This is a genomic window from Bacillus sp. MN7755 (assembly GCF_054771475.1).
Genome location: NZ_BTRL01000003.1, coordinates 110,946 through 126,447, shown reverse-complemented (window position 1 = coordinate 126,447; position 15,502 = coordinate 110,946). Strand labels below are relative to the sequence as shown.

At 36.8% G+C, this 15,502-nt stretch carries 15 protein-coding genes and 4 tRNA genes; all 19 read left to right on the top strand.

Features of this window, described 5'->3' with window-relative positions:
* Positions 1 to 2 precede the first annotated feature (2 nt).
* The 19 genes from ssb to rlmH all read left to right on the top strand — a co-directional run bounded on the left by ssb (position 3) and on the right by rlmH (position 15,486).
* Positions 3 to 524 (top strand): single-stranded DNA-binding protein, encoded by a 522-nt coding sequence (gene ssb / locus ACYVEC_RS03120; RefSeq protein WP_000981963.1) that lies wholly within the window; start codon positions 3 to 5, stop codon positions 522 to 524.
* Between the two features lie 45 nt (positions 525 to 569).
* Positions 570 to 803 carry a 30S ribosomal protein S18 gene (gene rpsR / locus ACYVEC_RS03115; RefSeq protein ID WP_000918873.1) on the top strand — a complete coding sequence of 78 codons (234 nt, stop codon included), beginning with the start codon at positions 570 to 572 and terminating at the stop codon, positions 801 to 803.
* A gap of 81 nt (positions 804 to 884) precedes the next feature.
* The gene (locus tag ACYVEC_RS03110; protein ID WP_275718922.1) at positions 885 to 1,820 is read left to right on the top strand and encodes a YybS family protein; all 936 of its coding nucleotides are present in this window, start codon (positions 885 to 887) and stop codon (positions 1,818 to 1,820) included.
* Positions 1,821 to 1,898: 78 nt separating this feature from the next.
* The gene (locus ACYVEC_RS03105) at positions 1,899 to 3,872 is read left to right on the top strand and encodes a DHH family phosphoesterase (RefSeq protein ID WP_063223990.1); all 1,974 of its coding nucleotides are present in this window, start codon (positions 1,899 to 1,901) and stop codon (positions 3,870 to 3,872) included.
* Complete coding sequence (gene rplI, locus ACYVEC_RS03100; protein WP_060633062.1) at positions 3,869 to 4,315, top strand: 50S ribosomal protein L9; 447 nt, start codon at positions 3,869 to 3,871, stop codon at positions 4,313 to 4,315. Before ACYVEC_RS03105 ends, rplI begins: the two co-directional genes overlap by 4 nt.
* A 27-nt stretch (positions 4,316 to 4,342) precedes the next feature.
* Positions 4,343 to 5,704, top strand: a complete 1,362-nt coding sequence (dnaB, locus tag ACYVEC_RS03095; protein ID WP_063223989.1) for a replicative DNA helicase — start codon at positions 4,343 to 4,345, stop codon at positions 5,702 to 5,704.
* 215 nt (positions 5,705 to 5,919) lie between these two features.
* The gene (locus ACYVEC_RS03090) at positions 5,920 to 7,209 is read left to right on the top strand and encodes an adenylosuccinate synthase (RefSeq protein WP_063223988.1); all 1,290 of its coding nucleotides are present in this window, start codon (positions 5,920 to 5,922) and stop codon (positions 7,207 to 7,209) included.
* Positions 7,210 to 7,349: 140 nt separating this feature from the next.
* A tRNA-Lys gene (locus ACYVEC_RS03085) sits at positions 7,350 to 7,425 on the top strand.
* Positions 7,426 to 7,438: 13 nt separating this feature from the next.
* A tRNA-Glu gene (locus ACYVEC_RS03080) sits at positions 7,439 to 7,510 on the top strand.
* Between the two features lie 21 nt (positions 7,511 to 7,531).
* Positions 7,532 to 7,607: transfer RNA gene (locus tag ACYVEC_RS03075), tRNA-Asp, on the top strand.
* Between the two features lie 41 nt (positions 7,608 to 7,648).
* A tRNA-Phe gene (locus tag ACYVEC_RS03070) sits at positions 7,649 to 7,721 on the top strand.
* A gap of 281 nt (positions 7,722 to 8,002) precedes the next feature.
* Entirely contained in the window at positions 8,003 to 8,710 is a 708-nt protein-coding gene (walR, locus tag ACYVEC_RS03065) for a cell wall metabolism DNA-binding response regulator WalR (RefSeq protein ID WP_000971865.1), read from the top strand.
* A gap of 3 nt (positions 8,711 to 8,713) precedes the next feature.
* Positions 8,714 to 10,555: a cell wall metabolism sensor histidine kinase WalK gene (gene walK / locus ACYVEC_RS03060; protein ID WP_063223987.1), complete on the top strand. Its 1,842-nt coding sequence runs from the start codon at positions 8,714 to 8,716 to the stop codon at positions 10,553 to 10,555.
* Positions 10,552 to 11,868, top strand: coding sequence for a YycH family regulatory protein (locus tag ACYVEC_RS03055; RefSeq protein WP_063223986.1), 1,317 nt, complete (start codon positions 10,552 to 10,554; stop codon positions 11,866 to 11,868). The genes walK and ACYVEC_RS03055 overlap by 4 nt, the downstream gene beginning before the upstream one ends.
* Positions 11,849 to 12,691 carry a two-component system regulatory protein YycI gene (locus ACYVEC_RS03050; protein ID WP_060633058.1) on the top strand — a complete coding sequence of 281 codons (843 nt, stop codon included), beginning with the start codon at positions 11,849 to 11,851 and terminating at the stop codon, positions 12,689 to 12,691. Before ACYVEC_RS03055 ends, ACYVEC_RS03050 begins: the two co-directional genes overlap by 20 nt.
* Positions 12,675 to 13,469, top strand: a complete 795-nt coding sequence (locus ACYVEC_RS03045; RefSeq protein ID WP_000522836.1) for an MBL fold metallo-hydrolase — start codon at positions 12,675 to 12,677, stop codon at positions 13,467 to 13,469. The genes ACYVEC_RS03050 and ACYVEC_RS03045 overlap by 17 nt, the downstream gene beginning before the upstream one ends.
* 63 nt (positions 13,470 to 13,532) lie before the next feature.
* Positions 13,533 to 14,708, top strand: a complete 1,176-nt coding sequence (locus ACYVEC_RS03040; RefSeq protein WP_063223985.1) for a S1C family serine protease — start codon at positions 13,533 to 13,535, stop codon at positions 14,706 to 14,708.
* A 53-nt stretch (positions 14,709 to 14,761) separates the two neighbouring features.
* Positions 14,762 to 14,947, top strand: coding sequence for a CxxH/CxxC protein (locus tag ACYVEC_RS03035; protein ID WP_044783717.1), 186 nt, complete (start codon positions 14,762 to 14,764; stop codon positions 14,945 to 14,947).
* Positions 14,948 to 15,006: 59 nt separating this feature from the next.
* Positions 15,007 to 15,486, top strand: a complete 480-nt coding sequence (gene rlmH / locus ACYVEC_RS03030; protein WP_063223984.1) for a 23S rRNA (pseudouridine(1915)-N(3))-methyltransferase RlmH — start codon at positions 15,007 to 15,009, stop codon at positions 15,484 to 15,486.
* The last annotated feature ends 16 nt before the right edge of the window (positions 15,487 to 15,502 follow it).

The following is a 15,502-nucleotide window of genomic DNA, read 5'->3' as shown; positions in this document are numbered from 1 at the left end:
GATTGATGAATCGTGTTATCCTCGTTGGTCGTTTAACTAAGGACCCTGACTTACGTTACACGCCCAATGGTGTTGCAGTAGCTACTTTTACGTTAGCTGTGAATCGCGCATTTGCGAATCAACAAGGTGAGCGTGAAGCTGACTTTATTAATTGTGTAATATGGCGTAAACAAGCAGAAAACGTAGCAAATTATTTGAAAAAAGGTAGCTTAGCAGGCGTAGATGGACGTCTTCAAACTCGTAATTACGATGGACAAGATGGTAAACGTGTATATGTAACAGAAGTTCTTGCGGAAAGCGTACAATTTTTAGAGCCGCGTAATGGCGGTGGGGAGCAACGTGGTTCATTTAATCAGCAACCATCAGGAGCTGGTTTCGGTAACCAAAGCTCTAACCCATTTGGTCAATCTAGTAATTCAGGCAACCAAGGTAACCAAGGAAACTCTGGATTTACGAAGAATGACGATCCATTTTCAAATGTAGGTCAACCGATCGACATTTCCGACGACGATTTACCGTTCTAATACAGTAAATTTGTTAGTTTTAACTAAGAATGGAGGGAAATAGACATGGCAGGACGCAAAGGTGGACGTGCGAAACGTCGTAAGGTGTGTTTCTTCACAGCTAACGGCATCACTCGCATTGACTATAAAGATGTTGATTTATTAAAACGTTTCGTTTCTGAGCGTGGTAAAATTTTACCTCGTCGTGTAACAGGAACAAGCGCGAAATACCAACGCAAACTTACAGTTGCAATTAAACGTGCTCGTCAAATGGCACTTTTACCATATGTTGGTGAATAATAGCGTATGAAATGCACAGTAGAGTCGGACTCTACTGTGCATTTTGCTATGCTTTTCTTTTTTTGAAAGAGAGGTTAGAGGATGAAAAATACGAAATTTATTACTGAAGGTGCAGCGTTGTTAGCGATATATACAATATTGTTGCTTATATCTATGTATGTTCCGATTTTAGGTACGGTTGTAACGTTTGCGTTGCCATTGCCATTTATATTGCTAACGATAAGATATAAATTATCTAATGCCTTTGTAATTTTTACAGCGGCGCTTTTTATTACTGTTATTGTTAGTCAGCCGATGAACCTAGTGAAGATAACTATGTTTGGATTGATAGGTATCGTTTTAGGATATATGTATAAAAAACGAAAAAAGCCGGTAGAAATTTTGATGGCGGGGACGGTTGCATACTTAATTGGTATTATGCTCATTTATGTTGTGAGTATAAAGTTTTTTAACATAGATTTAATGAAGCAAATGCAAAATATGTTTAATGAAAGTATGGCGCAAAGTGAAAAGATAGTTAGTGCTGCTGGTATGCCGGTTAGTAAAGAGCAAAAAGAGTTATTTGCACAAATGAATGATATATTACAAACGTTATTTCCAAGTATACTTGTGCTCGTTTCTGCATGTTTTTCTTGGATCACAGTAATATTGTCGGGCAGTGTTTTGAGAAAGTTAAAACACGATGTTATACCTTGGCCTAAATTTAAAGATATACAATTACCAAAGAGTATTGTTTGGTATTACGTTATATTTATTTTGCTATCAACTTTTATAAAAGTAGAACCGACATCATATTTACATATGGTATTTTCTAACCTATATGTCATATTTGCTTTACTACTCGTACTGCAAGGTCTGACATTTATCGCTTTTTTAGCGCATAGCAAAGGGTTTACGAAAGGGGTTCCTATTATTAGTTTTATTGTCTGCATGTTTATTCCGATGCTGTTTCCTCTTGTGACAATCTTAGGTATAATTGATTTAGGGATTTCATTGCGTTCTAAAATAGGAGGATGAAGTAATATTCCTTATACTATTTTAATCTGTTTAACTAACTGGAAGGTGAGTTAGTTTTACTTTATAGGAGTTGTATACATGCCTGAATTTTATAAGAAACAGTGGTTTTTATATCCTGTTTATGTATTGGCATTTTTCGTGTTTGTGCTCATTTCAATCCTCTGTTATTTTCATTTAATGATGGGGATAGCCGCCTTTTTTATTTTTTGTATCGTCCTTTTTGTTGTTGTACGATTTGAACTTACCTTTCAAAAGAATTTCGAAAAGCATACGACAGATATGATTACAAGGGTAAAGAAAGTGAGTAATGAGGCATTTAACCAAATGCCTATTGGTATTTTGTTATACAATAAGGATTATGGGATTGATTGGGCGAATCCTTATTTATCTTCATGTCTGGGACAGCATGCATTAGCTGGATGGCACCTTTATGATGTATCAGAAACGTTACTTCTTTTTATTAAAGGAGAAACTTCCGATGATATAGTTTCTTTAAATAATCGAAAGTTTCGTGTTTTTGTAAGGAAAGAAGAAAAGTTAATTTATTTCTTTGATGTAACGGAACAAACAGAGATTGAAAAGATGTATGAGGATCAACGTACTGTTTTGGCGGTTATTTATTTAGATAATTATGATGAAGTTACACAAGGTTTAGATGATCAATTACGTACGAATATAACAAGTCTTGTAACATCACGACTAAATGAATGGGCCGTTAAGTATGGGGCATATTTAAAACGTGCATCTTCAGAAAGATTCTTCGTTGTACTAAATGAAAGTATTTTAGCGCAGATGGAGAAAGGGAAATTTAGCATTTTAGATCAGGTGCGTGAAGAAACATCCAAAAGGAATATACCACTCACCTTAAGTGTAGGTGTTGGATCAGGTGATTTACCTTTATCAGAGCTTGGGGCGATGGCTCAGTCCGGTTTAGACCTTGCGCTTGGCCGTGGTGGAGATCAAGTAGCTATTAAACAAGCAACGGGTAAAGTTAAGTTTTATGGTGGTAAGACAAATCCAGTTGAAAAACGTACTCGTGTACGTGCTAGAGTTATTTCGCATGCATTAAAGGATTTAGTATTAGAAAGTAGTAATGTCATTATAATGGGGCACAGGGCTCCTGATATGGACGCAATTGGTGCTGCGATTGGTATTTTAAAGGTAGCGCAATTAAATGAGCGCAAAGGATATATTGTGCTAGATGAAAATGATTCTGACAAGGGAATTAAGCGTTTGATGGATAAAGTGAAACAAAACGAAGAGTTATGGTCTCACTTTATTACACCAGGACAAGCGATGGAATTTGCAAATGAGGATTCTTTACTTGTTGTTGTTGATACGCATAAACCTTCAATGGTGATGGAGGAAAAGCTGTTACACAAAATTGAAAATGTAGTTGTTATTGACCATCATCGCCGAGGAGAGGATTTTATTGAGGATCCATTGCTTGTTTACATGGAGCCATATGCTTCTTCCACGGCAGAACTTGTTACAGAATTACTTGAATATCAACCGAAAAATTTAAAAATGACAATGTTAGAAGCAACGGCATTGTTAGCAGGTATTATCGTTGATACGAAAAGCTTTACATTCCGTACGGGTGCTCGTACGTTTGATGCCGCTTCTTATTTACGCTCACATGGTGCAGATACTGTACTTGTACAAGAGCTTCTAAAAGAAGATATGGATCAGTATTTACGGGTTGCAAAAGCTATTAAAAATGCGTACATTTATACAAATGGAATTGCGATTGCAAAAGTTGATAGTGATGATTACTACGATCAAGTGCTTATTGCGCAATCAGCGGACACATTATTAACAATGACAGGAATTATTGCTTCATTTGTTATTGCGAAACGTGGCGAGAATTTCATTGGAATTAGCGGCAGGTCTTTAGGTGAAGTGAATGTGCAGCTAATTATGGAAAACTTAGGCGGTGGCGGGCATTTAACGAATGCGGCCACACAAATGAAAAATGTTACAGTAGATGAAGCTGAGGAGAAGCTTCGATTTGTTATTGATGACTATTTACAGGGAGGCACACAATCATGAAAGTAATTTTTCTAAAAGACGTAAAAGGTAAAGGGAAAAAAGGAGAAATAAAAAACGTACCAGATGGCTATGCAAATAACTTCTTACTAAAACAAGGATTAGCTGCTGAAGCGACAAATAGCAGTATGAAAACTTTAGAAGCTCAAAAACGCAAAGAAGAAAAAGATGCAGCAGCAGAGCTTGAAAGTGCAAAACAATTAAAAGAAACATTAGAGAAACTAACTGTAGAATTAAAGGCTAAATCTGGTGAAGGTGGCCGTCTATTCGGTTCAATCACAAGTAAACAAATCGTAGATGCAATGCAAAAATCACACAAGATTAAACTTGATAAGCGTAAATTTGAAATGGATGATGCAATTCGCGCATTAGGCTATACAAACGTTACTGTGAAATTGCACCCGCAAGTAACAGCGACAGTAAAAGTTCATGTTAGTGAACAATAAAAATAAATTAAGCAAGGAGGATTGCGTATGAGTGATGTACTTGCTGATCGTACCCCTCCGCATAATATAGAGGCCGAGCAGGCGGTTTTAGGAGCTATATTAATTGATCAAGATGCATTAACGGCAGCATCAGAGTTATTAGTACCTGACTCATTCTATCGAACGAAACATCAAAAGATTTTTGAAGTCATGCTTGGGTTATCTGATAAAGGAGAGCCGATTGACTTAGTAATAATGACATCAGCGATGGCTGATCAAGGATTACTAGAAGAAGTTGGTGGGGTTTCTTACTTAGCGGAATTAGCAGAAGTTGTTCCAACTGCCGCTAACGTAGAGTATTATGCACGAATCATCGCTGAAAAGGCACTGTTACGTCGCTTGATTCGAACGGCGACTCATATCGTGTCTGATGGGTATGAGAGAGAAGATGATGTGGATGGCCTTTTAAATGAGGCTGAGAAAAAGATATTAGAAGTATCTCATCAAACGAATGCTAAAGCATTCCAAAATATTAAAGACGTTCTTGTAGATGCTTACGATAAAATCGAACTTTTGCATAATCAAAAAGGTGAAGTTACTGGGATACCAACTGGATTTACTGAATTAGATAAGATGACGGCAGGGTTCCAGCGAAATGATTTAATTATCGTAGCGGCACGTCCATCAGTAGGGAAAACCGCATTTTCATTAAATATCGCACAAAACGTAGCGACGAAAACGGATGAAAATGTAGCGATTTTCAGTCTAGAGATGGGCTCTGATCAGCTTGTTATGCGTATGCTTTGTGCAGAAGGAAATATTGATGCACAAAGACTTCGTACCGGTTCATTAACTTCTGATGATTGGGCGAAATTAACGATGGCGATGGGTAGCCTTTCTAATGCTGGTATCTATATTGATGATACACCAGGGATTAAAGTAAATGAGATTCGAGCAAAGTGTCGTAGATTAAAGCAAGAACAAGGTCTTGGGATGGTTTTGATTGACTACTTACAGCTTATTCAAGGAAGTGGGAAATCAGGAGAAAACCGTCAGCAGGAAGTATCTGAAATTTCTCGTACACTAAAAGGGATTGCGCGTGAATTACAAGTGCCTGTTATTGCCTTGTCACAGTTATCTCGTGGTGTAGAATCTCGTCAAGATAAACGTCCGATGATGTCTGATATTCGTGAATCGGGGAGTATCGAGCAGGATGCTGATATTGTAGCCTTCTTATATCGTGAAGATTACTATGACCGAGAAACGGAAAATAAAAACACGATTGAAATTATTATTGCAAAGCAGCGTAACGGTCCTGTAGGTTCAGTAGAGCTGGCATTCGTTAAAGAGTTCAATAAGTTCGTTAACTTAGAACGCCGCTTCGAGGATGGACATGCACCGCCTGCATAAAGATAGTATAAAAAAGAAACGCATTTCTTATAATAAGATGTGTTTCTTTTTTTTTATAGGAAAGATAAGGCTTTCATAATGTAAAAATATAATTCTTACGAACGAAAATGTTTTTTAATAAAAAAATGTTCGCTTTTTGGTTGACTTCTTTTTCGGTTTTGGTACAATTATATTGTTTGAATAGATCGTTTGAAAATTGCGGAGGTGCTTTAATAATGTCTTCAGTAGTAGTTGTAGGAACACAATGGGGCGACGAAGGAAAAGGTAAAATTACTGACTTTCTTTCTGAGCATGCGGAAGTAGTTGCAAGATATCAAGGTGGAAATAACGCGGGACATACAATTGTTTTCGGCGGAGTTAAATATAAATTACACTTAATTCCATCTGGTATTTTTTATAAAGAGAAAATTTGTGTAATCGGAAACGGCTTAGTAGTAGATCCGAAAGCATTACTTGAAGAGTTAAAATACTTACACGATCGTGGTGTAAGTACTGATAATTTACGCGTAAGTAACCGTGCGCACGTTATTTTACCTTATCACTTAAAACAAGATGAGTTAGAAGAAGCAAGTAAAGGTGATGACAAAATCGGTACAACGAAAAAAGGTATCGGTCCTGCATATATGGATAAAGCTGCTCGTATTGGTATTCGTATGGCTGATCTTTTAGACCGTGAAGCATTTAAAGAGAAGCTTGAGCGCAATTTAGCACAAAAAAATCGTTTGTTTGAAAAAATGTACGATACAGAAGGTTTCAGTGTAGAAGAAATCTTTGAAGAATACTTCGAGTACGGCCAACAAATCGCACAATATGTATGTGATACGTCTGTTGTATTAAATGATGCATTAGATAACAATCACCGTGTATTATTTGAAGGTGCACAAGGTGTTATGCTTGATATTGACCACGGTACGTATCCATTCGTTACATCTTCTAACCCAATTGCTGGTGGTGTAACAGTTGGAACTGGAGTTGGTCCAGCGAAAGTTACGCGCGTTGTAGGTGTATGTAAAGCATATACAAGCCGCGTAGGTGATGGTCCATTCCCTACTGAGCTTAATGATGAAATTGGTCACCAAATTCGTGAAGTTGGTCGTGAGTATGGAACAACAACTGGTCGTCCACGCCGCGTAGGTTGGTTCGATAGTGTTGTTGTAAGACATGCACGTCGTGTTAGTGGTTTAACAGATCTATCATTAAATTCTATCGACGTTCTAACAGGTATTCCGACTCTTAAAATTTGTGTTGCTTACAAATGCGATGGCAAAGTTATCGATGAAGTTCCAGCAAACTTAAACATTTTAGCGAAATGTGAGCCTGTATACGAAGAGCTTCCAGGTTGGACAGAAGATATTACTGGTGTAAAATCATTAGATGAGCTTCCTGAAAATGCACGAAAATACGTAGAACGTGTTTCTGAGTTAACAGGAATTCAATTATCTATGTTCTCAGTTGGACCAGATCGTAACCAAACAAATATTGTTCGTAACGTATACGAAGCTTAATTGATATTTTCAAGAAAAAACTCATGTCCGCATGAGTTTTTTCTTATCTTTTATAAAAAAATAAAAAAAGTATTGCAAAAAGAAAAGGAAACATGTTATGATACATCTTGTCGTCACGAAAATATGACGTTGGTGAGTATGAGCCATTAGCTCAGTTGGTAGAGCATCTGACTTTTAATCAGAGGGTCGAAGGTTCGAGTCCTTCATGGCTCACCATTTTATTTTTCGTGGCCCGTTGGTCAAGTGGTTAAGACACCGCCCTTTCACGGCGGTAACACGGGTTCGAATCCCGTACGGGTCATGTTTTTTTATGTTTATTTTTGGTCCCGTGGTGTAGTGGTTAACATGCCTGCCTGTCACGCAGGAGATCGCCGGTTCGACCCCGGTCGGGACCGCCACTTTTGTTTATACCACCATTAGTGGTTTTATATATAGTTTTGGCTCGGTAGCTCAGTCGGTAGAGCAGAGGACTGAAAATCCTCGTGTCGGCGGTTCGATTCCGTCCCGAGCCACTCTCAGGATATTAAGTGGGCCCACTTAATATCCTTTTTATTTGTGTAATTTTACAAAATTGAGTAGTTATTTTAAAATAGAATGAGGAGCCTCTAGCAGTTGAAGCTAGAGGTTTTTCTATAGATCGTATAGGATTCCGTGTAAAAGTGGATCATACATGAGTCTGTGAGAATAGAGGAGAAAGTACTTAAGCAAAAGATGCGGTCATATAGGGACATACTATGTAGACATCAATGTGTTTAGGGATATTGACCATATTTTTATAAGGAGGAAATAGACGATGATGGGAAAGAAAATTTTAGTAGTTGATGATGAAAAGCCGATTGCGGATATTTTGAAGTTCAATCTAGAAAAAGAAGGTTTTGAAATTGTAATGGCGCATGATGGTGATGAGGCGATTGAAAAAGCGAATGAAGAACAGCCAGATATGGTTTTATTAGATATTATGTTACCAGGTAAGGATGGCTTAGAGGTTTGCCGTGAAATACGTAAAAGCTCAGAAATGCCGATTATTATGCTTACGGCGAAGGATTCTGAAATTGATAAAGTATTAGGGCTTGAGCTTGGGGCAGATGATTATGTAACAAAGCCATTTAGTACGAGGGAATTGCTTGCTCGCGTGAAGGCTAACTTACGTCGCCATCAACAAGGCGGTGCTGCGGAAAAAGAAGAAAATACGGAAATGGTTATTGGACCAATTGTTATCAATCCAAATGCGTATAGCGTAACAAAACGTGAGGAAAATATTGAACTTACACATCGTGAATTTGAGTTACTACATTATTTAGCAAAACATTTAGGACAAGTTATGACACGCGAACATTTATTACAAACAGTTTGGGGTTATGACTATTTCGGGGATGTACGTACAGTGGATGTAACAGTGCGTCGTTTACGTGAAAAAATTGAAGATAATCCAAGTCATCCTACTTTAATTGTTACTAGACGTGGGGTAGGGTATTACTTGCGTGACCCAGAGCAGGAATAGTATATGAAGAAAGTCGGTTTTTTTCAATCTATTCATTTAAAATTTGTACTCATATATATGCTATTAATATTGATAGCTATGCAAGTTATTGGGGTATATTTCGTAAGAGAGCTAGAAAAGAGTCTTGTACAAGGTTTTAAAGATTCGTTAACGCAGCAAACGAACTTATTATCGTATAACTTGAAACAAGAGTTTAATAAAAGTTATACAAAAGCAGAGACAGAGTCAACAGATGAAACGATTAAAACTTCAATTCGAAAATTTGCCTCTGATCGAAAGAAAGATATCCAAGAGGTAAGTGTATTTGATTCGAATAGAAAGCTGCTTGCTATTTCAGATGAGTCAAAGCAAAACAAGGTAAATAGAACATCAACTGATATAGCTGTTCAGCGGGTGTTGGTACAAAAAAAGCCAGAAGTGAAAATTGAGAAGGATGGTCGTACAGGTCATCGTGTACAAGTTATGCTTACTCCTATTCTAGCTGATAACGGCAAAGATGCACTTGGTGTTATTTACATTGTTGCATCTATGGAAGATGTTTATAAACAGATGAAGGATATTAATCAAATCTTTGCAACCGGAACCGTTATTGCATTACTCGTAACAGCTGTACTTGGAATTTTGTTAGCTCAAACAATTACGAGACCAATCTCAGATATGCGAAGACAAGCAATTGAAATGGCAAAAGGGAACTATTCAAGAAAAGTAAAGGTGCATAGCCATGATGAAATTGGGCAATTAGCACTATCTTTCAATAATTTATCAAAAAAATTACAACAAGCTCGTTCTTCAACGGAAAGTGAAAGACGTAAATTATCATCCGTTTTATCACATATGACAGATGGGGTAATTGCTACTGACCGAAAAGGGGACATTATTTTATTAAATGATCCTGCAGAAAAGATGCTAAATGTTTCGCGTGAAACCGCGCTCGATCAATCTGTTTTAGAAGTATTAGGGATACAAGAAGAATTTACGCTCGATCATTTATACGAAGAGCCTGATTCTGTTTTATTAGATTTTAGTACGAGAAATGAGCCATATATTTTACGCGCAAGTTTCTCTGTTATTCAAAAAGAGACAGGGAAAGCGAATGGTTTAATTGCCGTATTATATGATGTAACTGAGCAGGAGCGTATAGAAAGGGAACGCCGTGAGTTTGTGGCAAACGTTTCTCATGAATTAAGAACGCCATTAACAACAATGCGCAGTTACTTAGAAGCACTTACGGACGGTGCGTGGCAAGATCCGAATATTGCACCGCAATTTTTAACAGTTACACAAGAAGAAACAGAAAGAATGATTAGACTTGTAAATGCGTTATTGCAACTATCTAAACTTGATAGTACAGAACATCGTTTAATGAAAGAATGGGTCGACTTTACTGACTTCTTTAATAACATTATTGATCGTTTTGAAATGTCTAAAGAGCAAAATGTAAGTTTCAAACGATCTTTCTCTAAAAAATCTCGATTTATTGATATGGATACGGATAAAATTACGCAAGTATTGTATAACATTATTTCGAATGCATTAAAGTATTCACCAGAGGGTGGAACAGTAACATATCGCTTACGTGATCGCGGGGAATTATTAGAGATTAGTGTAAGTGATCAAGGAATGGGTATTCCGAAAGAAAACGTCGATAAAATCTTTGAACGTTTTTATCGCGTAGATAAAGCACGTTCAAGACAAATGGGTGGTACAGGACTTGGGTTAGCAATTGCGAAAGAAATGATTGAGGCACATGGTGGCTCGATTTGGGCGAAGAGTGAGGAAGGAAAAGGGACAACGATTTATTTCACTTTGCCAATGGCAGCGGATGAAGAGGACGATTGGGAATGAGTATGGAAAATGTTAAAACAATAGTTTTAATTAATTTAGTTGTAATTAGCCTATTTCTTACTTTTAACTTATGGACGTATGTGCCAGATTCCACGTCTATGCAAAACGCAAAATTTGTGCAGGGGAATGAAGGAATTACTCAAACTAAAATCGCTGATGTTGTCCGCCCTACTTCTATCATCGTGCATAAAGATAAAAATCATTACGGGAGCAAAAGAGAGGGAGATATAGAATCAATCTATAAACCTTTGGAGGCAGGGGAATTACATGGTTTCAAAGAGATATCGATTGCTAAGGCTGACTTCCTTTCTTATGTGCATGGTGAAGGGAAAATTGAACTTATTTTCCCTACCAACATCCCATTTGATGCAGTTAAATCTATGTTTAGTATGAAAGAAAAAAGTATAGATAAGCCGAAACACTTTAATCGAATTATTCTCGATCCTTCTAGAAGTAGGGACCAGGAAATTAAAATTAGTTTCGTTTCTGATGGTGATAACTCTAGAATATATGAAGCAAAATTAAGTGGTGTGTATTTAAAAGATATTGTAAATGCACAAAATCAATTTATAGTATCAGCGAAACCTTATTTTGACTATCAAATTAATGATATGAAAAAGCTATTTTTACCAGATGGAACGACAGAATTAAGTAATATAACATATATTTCATCTAATTTAGCAGTTGATACATTTAAGAATGCTCTTTTTAGTGACCCACGTTATTTAAGCCCGATTATCGAGCAATCGAAAGAAATATTTACAGATGGTATTAGGTCCATGGAGATTGAAAACAATCAGCATATGCTAAAGTATAAAAATTCTTCTGTTTCAAGTGAGAAAACGACAGATAATTTAATGCTTTTACAAAAAAGCTTTGATTTTGTAAATGGTCACAGTGGAAGCCTGGATTCATATCGTTTGGACTATATGAATAAAGGGCAGACGGTATTCCGTTTACATGAAGATGGATATTCCGTATTCAATACAGATGGATTAGCTGAATTGAGGCAAGTATGGGGATCAGAAGAGGTAATGGAATATGAAAGACCATTGTTGTCTTTAAATACGAAAGGTATAGAACAGAAGGTTACTCTTCCATCAGGGCATGTTGTGATAGCATCCTTAGAAAATAATGCCGCTGTAGATAAACGATTCATTAAAGACATTGGTATTGGATACAAATTATCACTAGATGGGCAAGTAGCTCGACTACAGCCAATTTGGTATGTAAAGTTTGTTGAAGATGAAGCTGGCAAACAAAAAATATATGAGTGGAGTGAGGGAGGACTAAATGGATTGGGATCGGATTAAAACCATATTTATTGTGACCTTTTTTGTTTTGGACCTCTTTCTCATTTTTCAATTCATTCAAAAGCAAGATAGTAATCAATTGGAGCTTATTGCAGAAACAAAGATAGATCAAGAATTAAAAGCAAACAAAATTACTATGGGTAATTTCCCTAAAGAACCGAAAAAAGAGTCATTTATTAGAGCAGAAAACAAGGCATTTAAAGAAGAAGATGTACAGTCTTTAAAAAATCAAACAGCGCATATACAAAATATGTACAAGATAGAAAGTAAGCTAAAAGAGCCCTTTTTAAATACAAAATCATTATCCAAAGATAAGTATAATGATTTTTTGAAGAACTATGTATTGGATGGACAAAAGTATGAGTTTGGGGCGATGAAAGACTCTAAAATTTACTTCTTCCAAAAATATAAAGATAAGCCTATTTTCTATAACGAACAGGCAATGATTGTCGTGGAATTAAATGAAAAAAATGAACTTGTGTCTTACACGCAGACGATGCTAACTGATTTAAAAGAAATGGGCGAAAGTGAAAAAACGAAACAGCAAGAAATTATTACGGCCCAAACGGCTTTAGAAAACCTGTATTTAAAAAATAAAGTTCATGGGAATACACATGTAAAAGAAGCACAAATTGGTTATGCCACCCTTACCGCGTCTACTTCTAATAACCAAGTACTCGCTCCAACCTGGAATTTAAAAACGGAGCAGAAGCAGGACTTCTTTGTAAATGCAATTGAAGGACAAGTTATGGAATTAGGTGAAAGGGAAAATCAAGTGGTTGATGAACATACTGGAGTGAGAAAGAATGGGGTTGCATTTTAGCGTACTTGCAAGTGGAAGTACAGGGAATATGCTATATGTAGGAACGGATGAAAAAAAATTACTCGTCGATGCAGGTTTAAGTGGTAAAGCAACAGAGGCTTTATTTAAACAGGCAGAACTAAATATAAATGATGTATCAGGTATTCTTGTAACGCATGAACATAGTGATCATATTAAAGGATTAGGTGTATTGGCACGTAAATATGATTTACCTGTTTATGCAAATGAGAAAACATGGAATGCAATGGAACACTTAATAGGAAATATCCCAACTGAGCAAAAGTTCATTTTCTCAGTTGGGGATGTGAAAACATTCGGTGATATTGAGGTCGAGTCATTTGGGGTTTCTCATGATGCGGCAGAGCCGATGTTCTATGCCTTTCATAACAATAATAGAAAGTTAGCCCTTATTACAGATACGGGATACGTAAGTGACCGTATGAAAGGTGTGATTAAGGGGGCGAATGCTTTCGTGTTTGAAAGTAATCATGACGTGGAAATGCTTCGTATGGGGCGTTATCCATGGAGTATTAAGCGACGTATTTTAAGTGATGTAGGGCACGTTTGTAATGAAGATGCTGCATTAGCGATGGCGGATGTAATTACAGATGAGACAAAACATATTTATTTAGCCCATTTAAGTTTAGATAACAACATGAAAGAACTAGCGCGTATGTCAGTATCACAAGTATTAGAGGAAAAAGGATTTGGAGTGGGAGAAGCCTTCGAAATTCATGATACAGATCCAAAAATGCCTACAAAAATTCAATACGTATAATTCTTCATTTTAGTAAACAATAAAGGTGAATATAGTTGTTTTCAGGAAGATGGGTGAACAAATATGTCCTTTATTGATGAAGAAAATTATCGTATGAAACGTGCAAAGAAAAAGAAGCATAAAGGTATTGTTATTTCTAGCATAGCAGGAACAATTGTAGGAGCTTCGTTATTTGCATTTGGAGCTCCTTTATTTTCAAATGATGGGGGCGCGCTTCCGCAAGCTGAAGCAAGTGGAAGTAATATGGCCGAAGCTCAAGGAATTAAACAGATTAGCTTTGTGGATGCTGTTGATCGTGCATCTGAAGCCGTTGTTGGCGTTATTAATATCCAACGAGATAATTTTTCAGAGGCAGATTCAGAAGCTGGCACAGGATCGGGTGTCATTTATAAAAAGACAGATGGCCAAGCTTATATTGTAACGAATAATCATGTTGTTGCTGGAGCAAATCGTATTGAAGTAAGTTTAAGTGACGGTAAGAAGGTTCCAGGAAAAGTATTAGGAACCGATGTAGTCACAGATTTGGCTGTACTAGAAATCGATGCAAAGCATGTGAAAAAGGTAATTGAAATTGGCGATTCTAACACTGTTCGTAGAGGAGAACCAGTCATTGCGATTGGAAATCCGCTCGGGCTGCAATTTTCTGGGACTGTCACACAAGGCATTATTTCGGCTAATGAACGTATCGTCCCTGTAGATTTAGATCAAGACGGACATTATGATTGGCAAGTAGAAGTATTGCAAACAGACGCAGCAATTAATCCAGGTAATAGTGGTGGTGCACTTGTAAATGCGGCAGGTCAATTAATTGGTATTAACTCAATGAAAATTGCAGCAAAAGAAGTAGAAGGAATTGGACTAGCTATTCCTGTTACTAGAGCTGTTCCGATTATGAATGAGCTGGAGAAGTACGGAAAAGTAAGGAGACCGTATGTTGGAATTGAACTTAGATCATTAAATGAAATTCCAAATTATTATTGGTCAAAAACATTGCATTTACCAGGCAATGTAACAGAGGGAGTTTGTATTTTAGATGTGAAAAGTCCTTCGCCAGGTGCAGATGCTGGTTTAAGAGAACACGATGTAATTGTAGCAGTAGATGGAAAACCGGTTCGCGATATTATCGGATTCCGTACGGCCTTATATGATAAAAAAATTAATGATAAAATGACTCTTACGTTTTATCGTGGTACAAAACGAGCAACAACAACCGTTAAACTAGGCATTCAAAAGTATTAAAAACAGGAGGGCCTACCTCCTGTTTTCTATTGTAGAAAAGTGAGGTGAAGAATATGAATTTACCTTGTTGTTTAGAACATGTTGAATTAGCTTTAGATATCATTGTGGATGAGTGTGAAGTTGCACCGGTTATTAACAATGTGGATAACTCAGAAAAAGAGAAAAAAGCATGTGAATTTTGTCAAAATGAGGCGACATATGTTGTATCGAACACAGATTCTCACACAATATGTGGGTAACAATTGTGGATATGTGGATAAGTTATGTGGATAACATGTTTGTAAGGTGGGGAATAAGTGTGAATATCTCTATTATTTCAATTGGGAAATTAAAAGAAAAATATTTAAAACAAGGTATAGCAGAATACTTAAAAAGATTATCTGCATACGCAAAAGTAGAAGTAATTGAATTACCAGATGAAAAGGCACCAGAAAATTTAAGTGAAGCAGAAATGTTAATTGTAAAAGAAAAAGAAGGTATACGTATACTGGATAAAATTTCTGATGATACGCACGTAATTACGTTAGCGATAGAAGGAAAACAAAAGTCATCAGAAGAATTTGCAGTAAGTTTAGATCGTCTTGCTACATATGGAAAGAGTAAAATTGCGTTTGTAATTGGTGGATCACTTGGACTAAGTTCAGAAGTAATGAAGCGTTCAAACGAGTCACTTTCCTTTTCAAAGATGACGTTACCACATCAATTAATGCGATTAGTGTTGCTTGAGCAAGTGTATAGAGCATTTCGTATTAATCGTGGGGAACCGTATCACAAGTGATAGTAAAGCGGAAGTT